This window comes from Veillonella fallax (assembly GCF_020687175.1).
In the GTDB taxonomy this organism is placed as follows: domain Bacteria; phylum Bacillota; class Negativicutes; order Veillonellales; family Veillonellaceae; genus Veillonella; species Veillonella fallax.
On the sequence record NZ_JAJEQD010000012.1, the window covers coordinates 20,094 to 37,748 of the forward strand.

Below are 17,655 nucleotides of genomic sequence, written 5' to 3' on the forward strand. Positions count from 1 at the left end.
ATACATACAATACATAGTGTAATTCTACATAGTTATGCAAAATCCCTCTATGGATTTGTATGTATTCCCAAAATAATAAAGAGTCTATACATAATATCTCCAGTCAATTCAGTTTAGGTAGCTGTATAAACTCTTTTAGAGATACGTAAATACATCTCTAAATCTGTCTACACAAAGAATATGCTATAATACAGCTGTTGATAGTATTAGAGAGTTCTTATAAAAAAGAGGTATATGTAATGAAAGTATGTAAACGTTCAATTATTACCAGTTCACTATTAGCTATATTGGCTATATCATCTGCGTACGGGGCTACACCAGTACAGCCAAGTGAAAGCACAGATACTGCAGTGGTTGATATGGATTATTCTAATATTCCAGAGTTAAAAAAATCTATCGAGAGCGCAACACCTGCTATGATACAATCTACGCTTGATGCTTCTAAGGGAAAACCTACTAAAGATAAGCCCATCTATTCAACAGTGACTATGTCTGGTAACCGTGTTGTATCCGTAAAAACTTACAAAACTAAAGAAGAACAAGAAAAGGCCATGTTAAAAGAGCGTAAACGCTTAGACAAGGTCACTGCAGAACGTCAGGCTAAAAGAAAAGACGAAACACGCACAGATATGCTAAAAGGTTTAACACCAATACCGTCCTATCCACCTGTTAGTGAAACACGCGTATTACAAAGTGAAATGTTCTCTAGACCATTTGGTAGACAACTCGATTTGCGTTTAGTAGAGGCCTATACACAAGATTATGACAAGGCAAAACCTGGCGATATTTATGTCTATGCAGATTATGTGGACTACACATCTAAACAGCTATTAGGTGAAAAAGATGGCACCACTGCTATTTCAGCTATGATTCTACGTGTACTCATGAGAAAAGACGAAAACAAAGCTTTCAGCATCGATGTAAATGCGTACTTCATAAATCCAACAACACATACCATTTCCATAAGTCGTTCTGAAGATGCAAAGGGTATCGATATCAAGAAAGAGGAAAGAGCTGAAGCTGTATTTAAACTACCATCACACCAACTACAAGCCGGCGATCCACAGTATGAAATCGCTAAGCTTATGTATCAGGACCTAACTAATAAAAAATTTGATTAACAATATTTAAATACACTCACCACGACAAAAGCCCCACCTTACTATGAACTACATAGCAAGGAGGGGCTTCGTTTTAGTTTAAGGAAGTTCTTTTAGTCGTTTATGTTGTTTAGATAGAATATCATTTACATAAATAGTTATATAATGTGTGCAAGTTTATAGGATTGTTTTATGTTCTTTTAAGGGGTTATTTATGTAAATATAAGAGAGTTTTGTAAGGGATTTATTAGTTAGAGAGATCTATTAATTTATTTTACATCGCTGAAATCGATGTTCATGCCCAAGGCTTTAGCTACGCCTTCACCATAAGCTGGATCACATTGGTAGCAATGTTTTGCATGGCGTTCTTTAATGAAATCAGGTACACCATCCATAGCTGCTGCTGTGTTTTTAAACAAGATTTGCTGTTTTTCAGGGCTCATGAGACGGAACAATTTACCTGGTTGTGTGTAGAAGTCAGAGTCATCTTCGTAGAAGTCGTATTGGTATGCTGCACCAGATACGTCTAGACCAGGGTTTTTGAATTGTGGTTGTTCAGCCCATTCGCCAAAGCTATTTGGTGCATAGCCAATTGTGGAACCATGGTTACCATCTACACGGCCTTGACCATCACGATGGTAGCTGTTTACAGGGCATTTAGGCGCATTAACAGGGATTTGATGGTAGTTTGCACCTAAACGATAGCGTTGTGCATCGGCATAGGAGAACAAACGACCTTGAAGCATTCTGTCAGGGGAGAAGGATACACCAGGAATGATAGTAGATGGTGCAAATGCAGCTTGTTCTACATCTTGGAAGTAGTTTTCAGGGTTGCGGTTAAGCTCCATTACGCCTACTTCGATCAATGGGAATTCATCATGGTACCATACTTTTGTTAAGTCGAATGGGTTGTATGGCATGTTATTAGCTTGTTCTTCTGTCATCACTTGGATGTATAATTTCCATTTAGGGAAATCACCGCGTTCAATAGCATCGAAGAGATCACGTTGATGGCTTTCACGGTCATTAGCCACAATCTCAGCCGCCTCAGCATTGGAGAGATTTTCAATCGGTTGTTGGCAAACCCAGTGGAATTTAACCCATACGCGTTCATCGTTTTCATTGATAAGACTATATGTATGGCTACCGAAACCATGCATTGTGCGGTAAGATTTAGGAATACCACGGTCACTCATTACAATTGTCACTTGGTGAATAGCTTCTGGCAAGCTAGTCCAGAAATCCCAGTTTGCTGTCGCATCGCGAAGATTTGTCTTAGGATTACGTTTTACAGCGCGGTTTAAATCAGGGAATTGCAATGGATCGCGGATGAAGAATACAGGTGTGTTGTTACCTACGAGGTCCCAGTTACCTTCTTCCGTATAGAATTTTACAGCAAAACCACGAATATCGCGCTCTGCATCAGCGGCACCACGCTCACCGGCAACGGTGGAGAAACGCACGAATAACGGCGTTTGCTTGCCTACTTCAGAGAAAAGTTTTGCTTTTGTATATTTAGTAATATCATTAGTTACTGTAAAAGTACCGAATGCACCGGAACCTTTAGCATGCATGCGACGTTCAGGAATTACTTCACGCGCAAAATGACCTAATTTCTCCATCAACCAAACGTCTTGCATCAAAACAGGACCACGTTTACCTGCTGTTGCAGAATTGCGATTATCCGGCACAGGAGCGCCAAAGGCTGTTGTTAATTTCTTTTCTTCACTCATGTTACAAACTCCTACTTAGAAATACAATATAAGAATCTTCTATATTTACATATTAAATAATTATCCATTAGATAATTATTACTAACGGATAATTATTATTGTTATATAAATCATAACATAGTTTTGTTGGAATAACAAGATTAACTTTCCATTAATCATATATACATAATCTTAATGAATATACCTATCAACAGCCTAATAAGTAACATAAAATCCTATCATACTACCTTTGCCATCTAGTATTTTAAGATACACGCCTACTTAATTAAGCATATATAAAGAAAAAACACCTTATAATCAACAAAGCGATTATAAGGTGTTTTTATTATGCTGGACGACTCCAATCAACTTGCACGTCGATAGCTTCCCACATGCGTGTTAAAGCTAATTTTAAGTTGTCCAAAGATTCTAATGGTTTTACGTTCAACCGTTCATACGTATCAAGACCTGTAGCATGCTCAATAGCATGTTCATCGTTCAAGTAAGCGAGAACCTTATCTGCCCATTCTTGTTCAGGTAACTCTACGGATACTGTTTTTGCTTCTGTATCATAGGATAAGAAGCCGTTGCTGTTGATGCCATAATGGATGGCTACACGAAATAAACTCATATCTATACCTCTCTTGCGGTAATTTTTAAACACTATATCCATATTGTAACATGAATAAATATATTAGCGAAAGTATTCAATATAAACTTTATAAGTCTATTGAATCGAGTTATATATCCTCGTTAATGTCGCCTACATCACCATTTTTATCTAGGCCAAAGCCCTTATCCATTTTAGTAAATTCCACATCCTCATTAGTAGACTGTGCATCTACTGCGGCCTTTAGTTCCGATCGTTTTCTACGCGTTCCATTGTCTCCGTGAAAGCGCTGCCATAATGCACCACTCATAACGGCCGTTTCACCAAATTTAGACTCTAATGAATCTAATACCCCAGCCAGTTTATTTTCAGTTTCATTTTTAGGTGATTCAAAAAGACTATCTTGCATAGGCACCTCTTCATCGAGACCACTCACGGTAAGGCCTAATAAACGGATAGGACCCGGAGGATCCATAAAGGCAATCTCACTAGAATCACCATAGTTTGAACTACTATAGTTTGAATTAATAGATTTTAAATTTGTAGATTTAACCTTCGTAGTAGCTCCTAACACTTCAATGTCTTTCTTTGTGCCGTTCGGTTTTTTACTGGTCTTATCTTGCATGAGTTTATTCCACAAGAGCAATGCGGTTTCAAAAAACACATGCTCATGGTCTGATGGCGTATTTAATCGCTTTTGGCGGGATACGGTGGTGAAATCATCGTACCGAACCTTAATGGACACGGTGTGACCTAAGAGGTTACGTTTTCTTAATCGTTTTGATAAGCGGTTCGCAAAGTATCTAAACTCTAGTTCTATAGCACTGCCATCCATTAAATCTTCTTCGTAGGTTTCTTCAGCTCCGATAGACTGTATTTTACGATCTGTTTCCACCGGTCTATCGTCAATCCCATTCGCTAGCTCCCATATGCGGCGCGCCTGATTACCTACGAGGGGAATTAAACTGCTTTCATCAGGTAACGCTTGAATATGACGCATCAAGTGAAAGCCACCGTTTTTCAAGATTTTCTCCGTACGAGGACCTACTCCCCAAATGCGTTTAATCGGTAACGGAGCTAAGATTTCTTTTTCACGGCCATAAGGTATGACTACAAGGCCGTCGGGCTTATCTAAATCGGATGCCAATTTGGCAAGGAATTTATTCGGTGCTAGCCCTGCAGAGATGATGAGTCCAGTTTCCTCAAACACTCGGTCTTTAATGGCTCTGCCCAGTGCTTTTGGTCCACTATACATGGTAGACATACCGCTAACCTCGAGGAAGGCTTCGTCGATAGATAGAGGCTCAATGTGAGGAGTAAATTCTTTCATAATAGAAAAAATCTGATGGGATACCTCTTTGTAACGATCCATACGCGGGTACACATAGATGCCATCGGGACAGAGTTTCTTAGCACGAGAGATGGGCATGGCGGAGTGAACGCCAAATTTACGAGCCTCATAGGAGCAGGTAGCAACGACGCCACGTGAAGAAAGACCACCCACAATTACGGGGTGGCCTTTATATTCTGGATGATCCAATTGTTCGATGGACGCGAAAAATGCATCCATATCAACATGCATAATCCATCGTCTCATTGTTACGCTTCTTTTTCGTGCTCAGAAATACGGCAGTATTTAATTTGCGCGCAAATACACTCATCCTTAGATTTATATAGTTGAGGGATGATTTCTAAAATATCGCTAAATGTAGCTTCATTAATGGAATAACGAGTCCATAAGCCATTACGTTGAGAGTTAACTACACCTGCATCAATTAAGATTTTCATGTGGTAGCTCAACGTAGATTGGGACAAATTGAAGCTAGCTAAAATATCAGCTGCACATAATTCATTGCAAGACAACATATCGATGATGTGTAATCTTGTTTCATCGCTTAATGCCTTAAAAATCGTAGCTAAACGTTCATAAGAAACTTCAACCATATCTTTAACTCCTCAAATCCGTATCAAAAAATGTCAATCTACTTTCTTGCTCTATTATATACTATTTCTTAATGTAAATCTATTTTTTTCTTTATATTTGTATCTTAATAATTTATTATGAATATCAAATTCACATAGATGAGTAATTTTTACCACATTATAAACTGATTTAAGCACGTTGCAGTTTGTATATTGTGAATATTTTAAATAAATTTTCATCTCATAGATTTATTTAGTTATACACCAAATTGTATATATAAAGATTTTATGCAATATTTTTCTATAGAATTTTCGATATACACCTTTTACGATAACCTTATAGCATACTTCGATATACCGCACTATATTAGCAACCGAAAGGATTAGATGTATTATACTTTTTTTGTAGTCTAAATCATTTCATTACAAAAGGCTCCTCTTAGAGGAGCCTCATCTGTATAATTCTATAAATCGATTGCATAGCAGTAAAATTTTAGAAATTATACCGCTACATCGATGCTATCGAATGCAATCATTTGTATTATATCAAATTAGTATAACCTAGAATACGTTTACTAAATCGATAGTTTGATTACGGTTAGGGCCAACGGATACGATACCCAAAGGTACGCCTGTTACTTCTGCAATGCGTTCTACATATTTGCGAGCATTTTCAGGAAGGTCTTCGTATTTACGGATACCAGAGATATCAGTTTCCCAACCTGGTAATGTTTCGTAAACAGCTTCGCACGCTTCAAGATCTTTCAAGTTAGCTGGGAAGCCTTCTACGTCTTTACCATTCAATTTGTAACCTACGCAGATTTTCAATTCTTTGAATGTATCAAGAATATCCAAACGAGTGATTGCAAGGTAATCAAGGCTGTTAAGACCTGCAGCGTATTTTACAACCATAAGGTCTAACCAGCCGCAACGACGAGGACGACCAGTTACAGTACCGAACTCATGACCAAGTTCGCGAAGGTTATCGCCAGTTTCATCAAGAAGCTCTGTAGGGAATGGACCTGCACCAACGCGTGTTGCGTAAGCTTTTACTACGCCGAAGATATTTTTCAAGTAGTTTGGACCAATACCAGCGCCTGTGGAAGCACCACCTGCGATTGGATGAGAGGATGTTACGAATGGATATGTACCATGATCAAGGTCAAGCATAGTAGCTTGCGCACCTTCGAATAATACCTTTTTATCCTCTTTAACTGCTTTAAGAACAGCAATATTAGTATCTGTTACATATGGTTTCAATGCTTCAGCATATTTGATGTAGTCAGCTAAGATTTCATCATAGTTAACAGGTTCTGCATCATAGACCTTAGTAAGCATTTTGTTTTTGAATTCTACGTTGTATGCTAATTTTTGTTTGAATGTATCCAAATCATACAAATCACAGATACGGATGCCGATACGATTAATTTTATCAGCATAGCACGGACCGATACCGTTTTTGGTAGTACCGATTTTAGCATCCCCTTTAGATGCTTCCTCTGCATTATCTAAAGCGATATGATATGGCATAATAACATGCGCACGATCAGAAATATGAAGGGATTTTGCAGATTTACCTTGTTTTTCAAGGCCTTCAATTTCTTGTAACAATACTTTAGGGTCAATTACAACACCAGTACCAACGATATTTTGCTTGTTATCATATAAAATACCGCTTGGTAAAAGTCGAAGCGCAAATGCTTTGTCATCTACTACAACAGTATGACCTGCGTTATTACCACCTTGGCTACGCACTACAACGTCCGCACGTTCCGCGATCCAGTCAACGATCTTACCTTTACCCTCGTCACCCCATTGAGTGCCAATAACCATACTTGTTGCCATATCTATATCCTCCATGTGAAAGTCTAAATAATTCACTAACATTATACAACAATGTTCGGACTCTGTGAAAGTATTTATACAAATTCAATCTTTAGTTTCTTCCCAAAAGCACGCGCTATTTTGGTTCTTTTAGCCATAGGCTCATGAGGAGCCCCATAAGTCCTACAGGTATCAATGTCATCAAAGCTGTTTGCACACCATAGATATCGGCTAAATGGCCTACATACGGAGCTACAAGGCCACCTAAAGTAATGCCTAGGCCTAAGGTAATTCCCGATGCAAAGCCAGCGTTTTTAGCAAGGTATTTTTGACCGAGTACGGTAATTGGTCCATATTGCGAAAATACGCCAAAGGCCATCGGTATCATAGCACCGAAGAAGCCCCATATATTTGGGACAAAGATAAATACTAAAACGGATGGCAAGAATATAAGATTACCTAAACGTACCGTTTTAAGGAAGCCTAATTTATCGGATAGAGCCCCACCCATATAGGTAAGGACTGCCCCCATTGCAAAGTACATGGTTAGAGCCAAGCTAGAAGCGCTAGCTTCACCGTTAATAACGGTAATATACAAAATAGGAATAAAGATAGATAATACGGAGAACAATATAGATCGAGAAGCTATGACAAAGAATAGCTTCCCAAAGCTCGCCCAATCATTTATACCCGCGCTGGTAGATTTATCAGAATTTTTACTTTCACCAATCGCATCGGTATCCGGAGAGCCTGTAAAGGCATATACATATAGTAACACGCCAATTAATGCAATCGCTGTGAACAACCAAAGGAATTGACCGCCAAAGATGTACACCCCACTAGCAAGAAGCGGCCCCAGTGCAAAGCCAGCGCTGCCGCCTACTGCAAAGCGCCCCATAGCACTACCGATTTCATGAGATTGCGTACGCTTCACAAGGAGCGCCGCCTCAGGATGGAATAGTGCGGCCCCTACGCCAGCTAAAAGTGACAGGGCGAGAATCATTTCATAGCTCGTAGCTAGTGCCATAGAACTAATGGACACGAGAGTCACCGTAAAGCCGGCAGGAATGAACCAAGGTACGCGCCACCGATCGGCCACGTAGCCCAATGCGGGCTGCGCAATAGAGGCCACCACGGTGTTACAGAAAATAATGGTAGCCGATTGATAGTAATTAAGGCCAAAGTTAGCGATAAAAAACGGTATAAGCGCCGCTAGAGATCCTTGTCCAAAGTCATTAATACAATGAAAAATAGGTGGTCCGTATTTTCGTATGATACGTTTCATATAACCTCCTAAGATAAATAAAAACAGGTAGATATAGCCAACACCTAATGCATGTGCCATAGGCTGATTAGTCTATACCTACCCTAGTCTTTCATATGTTATATGGGAAGTACCCTACAATTATAGGCCAAAGCGAGCCATGATTGTATCAACATGTTTTAACAATTTATGAGGATCGAAGCATGCATCGATTTCTTCAGCAGTCATGTATTTCTTGATGTTTTCATCAGATTTAAGACCTGTAGCGAAATCTTTGCCTTCAAGCCAGCGTTCCATAGCGTATTTTTGAACCCAACGGTATGCTTCGTCACGTACTGCACCTTTATCTACAAGGTGAGTTAAAATTGTTTGGCTGAATACAAGGCCACCTGTAAGGTTGAGGTTTTTAAGCATTGTTTCAGGATATACCAACAATTTATCGATAGTGCGGATTGTTAAATGAAGCATGTAGTTCAATGCAATTGTTGCATCTGGCAAGATAACACGTTCTACAGAGCTGTGAGAAATATCGCGTTCATGCCACAAAGCTTGGTCTTCGTAAGCAGATTGAGCGTAGCCACGAAGCAAGCGAGCCATACCGCAAATTCTTTCACATGTAATAGGATTACGTTTATGAGGCATTGCGGAGGAACCCTTTTGTTTAGGGCTGAAGTATTCTTCTGCTTCGCGCACCTCTGTACGTTGCAAGTGACGGATTTCCAAAGCGATTTTATCTAATGTGCCACCTACAACAGCAATAGTGGACAACAATTCAGCGTGACGGTCACGTTGTACTACTTGCGTAGCGATTTTAACAGGCTCAAGACCTAATTTTTCGCATACATATTGTTCTACGAATGGATCGATGTTGGAATATGTACCAACGGCGCCGGATAATTTACCAACAGCAACGCTTTTACGAGCATGTTCCATGCGTTCGATATCGCGTTCTACTTCAGCCATCCACAATGCTAATTTCAAGCCAAATGTAGTTGGTTCGCCGTGAATACCATGTGTACGGCCGATCATAGGTGTGTATTTGAACTCAGCTGCGCGACGACGCAATACGTCGTGCAAGCGTTTCAAATCTTCAATCAAGATGTCGCATGCTTGTTTCATCATGTAACCAAGCGCTGTATCTTTAACGTCAGTAGATGTAAGGCCAAGGTGGATATATTTAGCCGCTTCAGGACCTACGTATTCGCCCACTGCTGTTACGAAGGAAATGATATCGTGGTTTGTTTCCTTTTCGATTTCATGAATGCGTTCAACGTCGAAATTGCCCTTTTCACGAATGGCTTTAGCCGCTTCTTTAGGGATAACGCCCAACTCAGCTTGTGCCTCGGATGCCAATGTTTCTACCAATAACATTGTGTCGAACTCGTTGCGTTCGCTCCAAATATGGCCCATTTCTTCTCGTGTATAACGTGGTATCATGATGTCTCCTTTGCATGATAAAAGCTAGATTTCTTATACAATAATTGTACCATATGTGAAAGCTCCATTCAATGAATGGACCTAAATTTTCCGAATGATAATTATATTAAATTTACTAATCGTTCGTATTTATTGAAAGTGACAGCCATTCATTAAAGTCTTATGATACGTTTCGACTTATAATGACTTTACTTATAATGACCTTACTTATGATGTCTTTTCTAAGTAAACAATTAATAGAATTGAGTTATATTAACTCCGTCTCTATGTATTCGTGCTAATAAAATGATATACTAGAATTATCTGAAATATACATAAACTTGTATATCATTATGGGGAGGCTTTCATGGCAAATTTAAATCGCAAAGAGCGTCGTGCGCAGCGCAATGAATCGAATACTATAGGCATGCTATTGCGCCTATTCTTTGGACTCAGCTTTATCGGCTTGGCTGTAGTTCTATTTGGAGAGTTTGATCTCAATTATGTGTTCTCTATCTTTACAGCAGATATTATCGTATCCTTAATTTATGTAATACTCAACAAATCTCGCATTACTACATCCTTAGCGGTTAACACCAATGTACGCGTTATCATTGCGTTTCTCATCATGCTAGTGACAATGTTCTTCTACGCCTTCGCGTTATGGCGTGTCGATCAATTTAGTGCACCTATGCAAATCACATTATTTATCGGTGGTGCTATCGTATATCTTGCAGTGTTCAACTCTACCAAAACAATGCTTACAAACCAAGATTAATAAGATATACAAAAGTAAAAGAGGCATATCTTACATACATAGTATGTGATATGCCTCTTTATTGTCCCATAACGACAGGGATTGTTAAGGTTTGTATACGTCCAGAGTTGTTGACGATGCTACCACTGGTTTTAACAATGCGCAGTGCTTCTTCCATCACATCAGGCGGCACGCCGTCCACCACGATGCGCGGTGTGTTCTGAGCAACAATGACATGTCCATCTTCACCAAAGTTTACCTTCACCGTAACAGTTCCTGCCACGGAAGATCTCGCCCCTTGTTCTTGCACGCGACGAAGATATGCACTTGGATTGATAGCTGGTTGTCGTAATAGCTCTTGCTGACCTGGGGTCAACAAACTCCACGCAAGATCTGATAGGAATGACAAGTCAGCTGATTCCGTACGACCATCACCATTGGCATTAGGGTCAGATGTAACATCCTTACCCATAGGTGCCTCTTTCGGTTTTGATTGTTTATCATGAGTCACAACTGCTTGATCTACGCCAGCCGCTTCAGATTCGATGGCCTTAGGAATAGCCCATTCTCGTCGCTGCTCTTGTGTACTAGCATTTGTATCTAATGTTTTAGTTCGTTCACTTTCATCAGGCGTCACGGACTCCACCATAAGTTGTGACTGAGATTTAGACTTTGGTTCTGTACGTTCTGGCACAGCCTCTGCAGGTGCTACCTTCTCCTCCGGTTGTGGCGTTGGTTCGGTTACCTCTGCGCTACTTTCACCATCATCAGGCAAATCAAAGCTAATTTCAGCCGCATCATGAGCTGCCCCAGTGCCCGCCATGCCTCGCAAGGAAAGCCCCATCCCAGAGACGAGTATCGTCGTAATACCTAAGGACACGATGAACGGTTTCAAATAATGCGATTCAAACATAGAATCACTTCCGTTCCGTTGCGACACTAATATATTTAGCGCCATTAACCTTGAGCATATCTAACAGAGCGATAACCTCGCTGTAGTATACATCCTTAGATGCACGGATAACAAAGGCTTGTCGCGGTGCTTGTTTAACAATAGAGCGTACCTCTTCCGCCAAGCGTTCCGAAGAAATTTCCTGATTATCAATATATAACGTATGCGTTGTAGTTAAGGTAATCGTAATAGGCTCGATAGATTTTGCCGTAGATGTCGATGCAGATGGCAAATTAAGCGGAATTTGCTGCTCTGTATTCATGTACAGCGTACCCACCATGAAAAATACCAATAAGAAGAATACGATATCAATCATAGGGATAATCATGATGGTTGGTTCTTTTTTAACCCCTAATGTGCGTCGTCTCATATATCATGTTCCTCGTTATACGCATCGAGGATATTACCACACGCATGCTCTAATGTAGTAATAGAATCGTTGACCTTTGCCGCACAGTAACTGTGAAAGCCTAGTGCAATAATGGCTACCGTCAAGCCTGTCGCTGTTGCTACCAATGCCTCAGATACACCGCCCGTAATGATGGTAGGTGCCCCAATATCACCACCTACGACAGCAAAGGCGCGAATCATGCCAAGCACGGTACCCAATAGGCCCAATAGTGGAGCCATTGTTACAATCATGCTAAGCCAGCTTAAACCGCGTTTCAAGCGTTCATCTGCATAGGATACGATATCTTGCAAACGATTTTCCAAGCTATTGTAGTTCTTCGCACTGCGAATGGCACGAGCAAACAAAGAGCCTAGCTCCAATGTGTCACGTTCCAACACGCTCGGCAACATAACCCAGCTTTGGTTCTTTTCTAATACCTTATTAAAGCGACGCAAGTCCTTTGTAAACTTGCGATATAAAACGATACGCTCAATGCCAATCATCAACGCAAAGAGCAAAAAAATTACTAGCGGATACATTACAAATCCACCAGCCACAAATAAATGCGCTATGCTACTCATACTAACCTCCAAAAGCCGTTACCCTCTAGGCCCCATTAGAGTTAATTATATCACGTTTTAAGGCATCTAAAAATATGTATGGGACAAAAAAAAGGCTATACTAATAGTGATACACATATTAGTATAGCCTTTAATGTAATCTTAATTTAACTATAATCCCGATTTAATTTGACCTAGGAGGTTTGTAATCTCTTACAGCCTATTAATCTTTTTTAAGGAATTTCACAAGTATGCCACCGATTGTTAAGGACACGCCAAAACCAGTAAAGAACATACCGAGGGAATACATCCATGCATAGGTTTGATTATTAGAAGAAATCGCTTTAGCTGCGTCTCGTGCATTAGTAGCGTTTCTTGCAATTTCCAAATTTGTTGTAGCTGGATCTGGATTTAATAATAGGATAACAATACCTATAATTAGAACAACTACACCAACGGGTAATAACATTTTCTTGCTCATTTAAATGTTCCTCTCCTAACATTACATAACATGGTATATACGATTAGATATTATTTATCAAGTTTATTCATATCCAAGCGATTTACACTGCCAATAAAGCTATTGTAGGATTCAATCATATCATTGTAATGATCAGCTGTTTGGTCACCTAAGAATGTACGAATTCTACCAATAGTTGTATTTAAATGATTTTTAGCAGAGTTATAGTCCGGACTAGTAATGCTGCTGGACACATCCATGATACCTTGCAACTCTTGGTTCGCCGCATTTACATCGATTTGCTTGCCTTCTTCAAAGCTATCCAATAATGCAGTTAAACGTAAATGAACTTCTTGAGCAGCAGCTGCATTTTTCTTACCGGAATCTTTAAGTTCTTTCAACTGTTCTTGTTGATTTTCCGTATTATGTTTGTGAATTACTGCGTCTAGCTGATTATACGCTGCATAGAATTGATCATATAATTGAACGTATTTAGGTCCTAATTGTTGTTCCTTAGCATAATTATCTGCTTGATATGAATTAGTTTGGTAGTACGTATCCAATTCATTTGCTACTGGTACAATGTCCTTTAATACGGCTAATACGTTGTCAAGAGGTTCCTTCATATCATCATATGGTATACCCGCATCTTTAGCGGCTTGTAATTTTTGTTGTAAGCTATCAAACTTTGGTGCCATAAAGCTTGATAAATGTTGACCCTCTCTTAGTTTTTGAATAGAAGGATTAATAGCATATCCAAAGCGTACGGTACCACTGTTAAAATTACCAACTGCTTCAATATACTGATTAAAGACTTGAATGTCTTTTTGCGATGCCTTTTGAGCGCCTTGCTGCACCCCATTGGCAATCTTAGAAAAACTACAACCACTCAAAAATAATGGAGCTGTTAGAGTAGATGCACACAATACGGCTGTTAACATTTTCTTTACTAGTGGTTTCATAATGACCCTCTCATTTAAATCACACACACAAGTAACAGTTTATGATTAAATTATATATCATATATGTTATTTATGAAAGTATCAACCGTATTTTTTATGAAATTTGTTTCATGAATATGCTTTCACAAGCACATAAAAAGGCATAGTATACATCTCCATTGGGGTAAACCCAATAGTAATGTTTATACTATGCCTTTTCTGGATACAGCTTATATGTCTAAATCAGTATGATAGCTAATCGGAGTGTCTTAATAGATAAGTTATGCCAGCTTATCAAATAGGTATGTAGCTATCTACTTATTTAATGGACTTATCGAAAACGCCAATTAATTCTTCAACGGCTTGAGATTCGCTCATTTCACCATCTAAGACGGCTGCTTCCACTTCGCCCATACGACCTTGAATGACGACATTATTAAAGAATAGGTTGTGCAAGTGTTCGTCAATCATATCGCGTACCCAACGGAGGGATTGTTCTTGACGGCGTTTTAAGAAGACCCCATTTTCTTTACCTTGTTCAGTAAATTCTTGGATTACATCCCACAATTCATCGAGGCCATCCTTTGTAACGGCTGAGCAAGTGTAGGCTTGGGTTTTCCATTTTTCCGTAGCAGGACGAATGTAATGCAACATCCGATCGTAATCGCTACGAGCGATGAGAGCGCGCTTGAGGTTATCCCCATCAGCCTTGTTGACCACAATAGCATCGGCCAGCTCCATAACGCCTTTTTTGATGCCTTGTAATTCATCGCCTGCACCTGTTAATACGATGAGCATAAAGAAGTCTACCATGGAACGCACGGTAACTTCACTTTGCCCAACCCCAACGGTTTCAACGAGAATGATATCGTATCCAGCAGCCTCGCAAAGTAGCATGGTCTCTCTACTTTTACGAGCTACACCGCCTAGTGTACCACCTGCCGGCGACGGACGAATGTACGCGTCAGGATGTTTCGTCAATGTTTCCATCCGCGTTTTATCGCCCAAAATACTGCCCTTTGTGACTTGGCTCGTAGGGTCTACAGCAAGTACGGCTACCTTGTAACCTGCTTCAATGAGCATGTTACCAAAGGCTTCAATAAATGTACTTTTACCAGCCCCAGGCACACCAGTAATACCGATGCGCAACGCCTTGCCCGTGCGAGGCAATATAGCTTGCAATACTTGTTGAGCTAATTTAAAGTGTTCCTTATTATTACTTTCTACTAACGTAATAGCCCGTGAAAGTATAACGCGGTCCCCCTGCTCGATACCGCGTACATAATCAGCGACAGTTAACTTCTTTCGCCGCTGTACGGGACGTACCGACGGAGCCAGATGAGCGGAGCTAGACAAGAGGCCATCATGCATTTCCTTGACGCCTTTCATCACGTGAGACGCAAAGGTATCATCTTTCTTCGCATCTTCTGGCACCCAATCCGGACGATACGTACTACCCTCGGTGTTTGCGTTTTTTACACCTAATTCGGGAGCGTTACTGCCACGAGCAATGCTTTGTGCATTGCGCAATTCATCCGGAGTAGGCCGTTTATTATCAGTCATTGTCTTCGTCTTGAACGTGGCTAGTCAATGTTTCTAGTAATTTTTTCGCCGCTACAGGCAAAACTGTACCAGGGCCAAAGATAGCCACTGCGCCATGTTCGCGTAGGAACTCATAGTCCTGAGCAGGGATTACGCCACCAATGGCAACTAAAATATCTCCACGACCTCGCTTGTTGAGTTCTTCTACAAGTTGAGGTAACAATGTTTTGTGACCTGCCGCAAGAGAACTGAAGCCGACGATGTGAACGTCATTATCCACCGCATCTTGTGCTGTTTCTTCTGGAGTTTGGAACAAAGGTCCAATATCCACGTCAAAGCCCATATCCGCGAAGGATGTAGCGATAACTTTGGCACCGCGGTCATGACCGTCTTGGCCCATCTTCGCAATCATGATACGAGGGCGACGACCTTCGAGTTCTTCAAAGTCATCCGCCATTTGACGTACTTCTTTGATAACATCGTCATCTTCATATTCGCTGGAGTATACACCGGAAATAGAGCGAATAACCGCTTTATGACGGCCACAAACTTTTTCAACAGCAAAGGAAATTTCACCCAAGGATGCACGAGCACGAGCAGCTTCAAGTGCAAGAGCAAGCAAGTTGCCTTCCCCAGATTCTGTAGCATTGGTAATCGCTTCGAGACAGGATTGAACCTTATCTTCATCACGGTTAGCGCGCAATTGTTCAAGACGACGAATTTGCGCTTCTCGTACAGCTGTGTTATCTACGTCGAGGATATCCAATGGATCTTCTTTGTCTAGACGATACTTATTAATACCGATGATAGCTTCACGGCCAGAGTCGATACGAGCTTGACGACGAGCTGCCGCTTCTTCGATACGCATCTTAGGAAGACCAGTGTCAATTGCTTTCGCCATACCACCAAGGGATTCGATTTCTTGGATATGACCCCAAGCGCGACGAATCAATTCATCAGTTAATGCTTCTACATAGTAGGAGCCGCCCCATGGGTCGATAACCTTACATACTTTAGTTTCATCTTGGATATAAAGCTGAGTATTACGGGCAATACGGGCAGAGAAGTCCGTAGGCAATGCGATAGCTTCATCAAGTGCATTAGTATGTAGGGATTGAGTATGACCCAATGCAGCACCCATCGCTTCCATACATGTACGAGCCACGTTGTTGAATGGATCTTGTTCTGTTAAGGACCAACCAGATGTTTGACTATGTGTACGAAGAGCCATGGATTTTGGATTTTCAGAACCGAAGCTCTTAATAATCTTAGCCCACAACATACGAGCTGCACGCATTTTCGCTACTTCCATGAAGTAGTTTTTACCGATTGCCCAGAAGAAGGACAACCGTGGGGCGAATTTATCTACGTGAAGGCCTGCATTTACACCGGTACGGATGTATTCAAGGCCATCGGCCAAGGTGTAACCTAATTCGATATCTGCCGTAGCACCTGCTTCTTGCATATGGTAGCCAGAAATGGAGATACTGTTGAATTTAGGCATGTACTGAGAAGTGTACGCAAAGATATCACCGATAATGCGCATGGACGTAGCTGGAGGGTAAATATAGGTATTACGCACCATGAATTCTTTCAAGATATCATTTTGGATTGTACCAGCCATAACCTTTTTATCAACGCCTTGTTCTTCACCAGCTAGGATATAGAACGCCATGACAGGCAATACGGCGCCGTTCATTGTCATGGATACGGACATTTGGTCGAGAGGAATACCGGAGAACAGAATTTCCATATCGAGGATGGAGTCTACCGCAACACCGGCTTTACCAACGTCACCTACTACGCGCGGATGGTCGGAGTCATAGCCACGGTGTGTAGCAAGGTCAAAGGCAATGGACAAACCTTTTTGGCCCGCTGCCAAGTTACGACGGTAGAACGCATTAGATTCTTCTGCTGTGGAGAAACCAGCGTACTGACGTACTGTCCAAGGACGAGTTACGTACATTGTGGAATAAGGTCCACGCAAGAATGGAGGTACACCAGCCATGTAGTCAAGGTGTGTCATTCCTTCATAATCCATCTCTGTGTAGAGAGGTTTTAGTTGGATTTGCTCCATTGTCGTATTATATAAATCTTCAAAGCTTTTTCCTGTTTCTTTTTGAAGTTCAGCAAGCCATGCATCGCGAGATGTCGGCGACTGAGATCCCAAGCCAAGAGAGGAGAAGTCTGGATTTTTAAACAT

At 40.8% G+C, this 17,655-nt stretch carries 16 protein-coding genes; 2 read left to right on the top strand and 14 right to left on the bottom strand.

Annotation, left to right across the window (positions count from 1 at the left end):
* The first annotated feature begins 239 nt into the window (after positions 1-239).
* A complete protein-coding gene (locus LKD20_RS06715; RefSeq protein ID WP_227721251.1) occupies positions 240-1,121 on the top strand; it encodes a hypothetical protein in 882 nt (293 codons plus the stop codon).
* A gap of 248 nt (positions 1,122-1,369) precedes the next feature.
* Here LKD20_RS06715 and LKD20_RS06720 read toward each other — a convergent pair whose 3' ends face one another.
* From LKD20_RS06720 to purB, 7 genes are all read right to left on the bottom strand, one after another.
* A complete protein-coding gene (locus LKD20_RS06720) occupies positions 1,370-2,833 on the bottom strand; it encodes a catalase (protein WP_227721252.1) in 1,464 nt (487 codons plus the stop codon).
* Positions 2,834-3,158: 325 nt separating this feature from the next.
* Entirely contained in the window at positions 3,159-3,443 is a 285-nt protein-coding gene (locus LKD20_RS06725; protein WP_227721253.1) for a hypothetical protein, read from the bottom strand.
* A gap of 109 nt (positions 3,444-3,552) precedes the next feature.
* Positions 3,553-5,019, bottom strand: a complete 1,467-nt coding sequence (gene dinB, locus LKD20_RS06730) for a DNA polymerase IV (protein WP_227721254.1) — start codon at positions 5,017-5,019, stop codon at positions 3,553-3,555.
* 2 nt (positions 5,020-5,021) lie between these two features.
* Entirely contained in the window at positions 5,022-5,366 is a 345-nt protein-coding gene (locus LKD20_RS06735; RefSeq protein WP_227283635.1) for an ArsR/SmtB family transcription factor, read from the bottom strand.
* A gap of 540 nt (positions 5,367-5,906) precedes the next feature.
* The gene (locus LKD20_RS06740; RefSeq protein ID WP_195186259.1) at positions 5,907-7,190 is read right to left on the bottom strand and encodes an adenylosuccinate synthase; all 1,284 of its coding nucleotides are present in this window, start codon (positions 7,188-7,190) and stop codon (positions 5,907-5,909) included.
* Positions 7,191-7,305: 115 nt separating this feature from the next.
* On the bottom strand, positions 7,306-8,454 hold the full coding sequence (locus tag LKD20_RS06745; protein ID WP_227721255.1) for an MFS transporter: 1,149 nt from the start codon (positions 8,452-8,454) through the stop codon (positions 7,306-7,308).
* A 120-nt stretch (positions 8,455-8,574) separates the two neighbouring features.
* Positions 8,575-9,870: an adenylosuccinate lyase gene (purB, locus tag LKD20_RS06750; protein WP_227721256.1), complete on the bottom strand. Its 1,296-nt coding sequence runs from the start codon at positions 9,868-9,870 to the stop codon at positions 8,575-8,577.
* 346 nt (positions 9,871-10,216) lie between these two features.
* Here purB and LKD20_RS06755 point away from each other — a divergent pair, with 346 nt between their 5' ends.
* A complete protein-coding gene (locus LKD20_RS06755; protein WP_005385004.1) occupies positions 10,217-10,627 on the top strand; it encodes a hypothetical protein in 411 nt (136 codons plus the stop codon).
* A 58-nt stretch (positions 10,628-10,685) separates the two neighbouring features.
* On the opposite strand, the gene LKD20_RS06760 is transcribed toward LKD20_RS06755, so the two are convergent.
* From LKD20_RS06760 to scpA, 7 genes are all read right to left on the bottom strand, one after another.
* The gene (locus LKD20_RS06760; protein WP_005385003.1) at positions 10,686-11,519 is read right to left on the bottom strand and encodes a hypothetical protein; all 834 of its coding nucleotides are present in this window, start codon (positions 11,517-11,519) and stop codon (positions 10,686-10,688) included.
* 4 nt (positions 11,520-11,523) lie between these two features.
* Positions 11,524-11,928 (bottom strand): ExbD/TolR family protein, encoded by a 405-nt coding sequence (locus LKD20_RS06765; protein ID WP_005385002.1) that lies wholly within the window; start codon positions 11,926-11,928, stop codon positions 11,524-11,526.
* Positions 11,925-12,530 (bottom strand): MotA/TolQ/ExbB proton channel family protein, encoded by a 606-nt coding sequence (locus LKD20_RS06770; RefSeq protein WP_227721257.1) that lies wholly within the window; start codon positions 12,528-12,530, stop codon positions 11,925-11,927. Before LKD20_RS06770 ends, LKD20_RS06765 begins: the two co-directional genes overlap by 4 nt.
* Positions 12,531-12,732: 202 nt before the next feature.
* Positions 12,733-12,990, bottom strand: a complete 258-nt coding sequence (locus LKD20_RS06775; protein ID WP_105089925.1) for a hypothetical protein — start codon at positions 12,988-12,990, stop codon at positions 12,733-12,735.
* Positions 12,991-13,040: 50 nt separating this feature from the next.
* Entirely contained in the window at positions 13,041-13,931 is an 891-nt protein-coding gene (locus tag LKD20_RS06780; protein ID WP_005384998.1) for a DUF3829 domain-containing protein, read from the bottom strand.
* 297 nt (positions 13,932-14,228) lie between these two features.
* Positions 14,229-15,473: a methylmalonyl Co-A mutase-associated GTPase MeaB gene (gene meaB / locus LKD20_RS06785; protein WP_227721258.1), complete on the bottom strand. Its 1,245-nt coding sequence runs from the start codon at positions 15,471-15,473 to the stop codon at positions 14,229-14,231.
* Positions 15,466-17,655 carry a methylmalonyl-CoA mutase gene (gene scpA, locus LKD20_RS06790; RefSeq protein WP_227721259.1) on the bottom strand — a complete coding sequence of 730 codons (2,190 nt, stop codon included), beginning with the start codon at positions 17,653-17,655 and terminating at the stop codon, positions 15,466-15,468. The genes meaB and scpA overlap by 8 nt, the downstream gene beginning before the upstream one ends.

Excerpts from the sequence above, each read along its gene's own strand:
- LKD20_RS06715 (WP_227721251.1), top strand. The coding sequence starts at position 240 with ATGAAAGTATGTAAACGTTCAATTATTACCAGTTCACTATTAGCTATA.
- LKD20_RS06720 (WP_227721252.1), bottom strand. The coding sequence starts at position 2,833 with ATGAGTGAAGAAAAGAAATTAACAACAGCCTTTGGCGCTCCTGTGCCG.
- LKD20_RS06725 (WP_227721253.1), bottom strand. The coding sequence starts at position 3,443 with ATGAGTTTATTTCGTGTAGCCATCCATTATGGCATCAACAGCAACGGC.
- dinB (WP_227721254.1), bottom strand. The coding sequence starts at position 5,019 with ATGAGACGATGGATTATGCATGTTGATATGGATGCATTTTTCGCGTCC.
- LKD20_RS06735 (WP_227283635.1), bottom strand. The coding sequence starts at position 5,366 with ATGGTTGAAGTTTCTTATGAACGTTTAGCTACGATTTTTAAGGCATTA.
- LKD20_RS06740 (WP_195186259.1), bottom strand. The coding sequence starts at position 7,190 with ATGGCAACAAGTATGGTTATTGGCACTCAATGGGGTGACGAGGGTAAA.
- LKD20_RS06745 (WP_227721255.1), bottom strand. The coding sequence starts at position 8,454 with ATGAAACGTATCATACGAAAATACGGACCACCTATTTTTCATTGTATT.
- purB (WP_227721256.1), bottom strand. The coding sequence starts at position 9,870 with ATGATACCACGTTATACACGAGAAGAAATGGGCCATATTTGGAGCGAA.
- LKD20_RS06755 (WP_005385004.1), top strand. The coding sequence starts at position 10,217 with ATGGCAAATTTAAATCGCAAAGAGCGTCGTGCGCAGCGCAATGAATCG.
- LKD20_RS06760 (WP_005385003.1), bottom strand. The coding sequence starts at position 11,519 with ATGTTTGAATCGCATTATTTGAAACCGTTCATCGTGTCCTTAGGTATT.
- LKD20_RS06765 (WP_005385002.1), bottom strand. The coding sequence starts at position 11,928 with ATGAGACGACGCACATTAGGGGTTAAAAAAGAACCAACCATCATGATT.
- LKD20_RS06770 (WP_227721257.1), bottom strand. The coding sequence starts at position 12,530 with ATGAGTAGCATAGCGCATTTATTTGTGGCTGGTGGATTTGTAATGTAT.
- LKD20_RS06775 (WP_105089925.1), bottom strand. The coding sequence starts at position 12,990 with ATGAGCAAGAAAATGTTATTACCCGTTGGTGTAGTTGTTCTAATTATA.
- LKD20_RS06780 (WP_005384998.1), bottom strand. The coding sequence starts at position 13,931 with ATGAAACCACTAGTAAAGAAAATGTTAACAGCCGTATTGTGTGCATCT.
- meaB (WP_227721258.1), bottom strand. The coding sequence starts at position 15,473 with ATGACTGATAATAAACGGCCTACTCCGGATGAATTGCGCAATGCACAA.
- scpA (WP_227721259.1), bottom strand. The coding sequence starts at position 17,655 with ATGTTTAAAAATCCAGACTTCTCCTCTCTTGGCTTGGGATCTCAGTCG.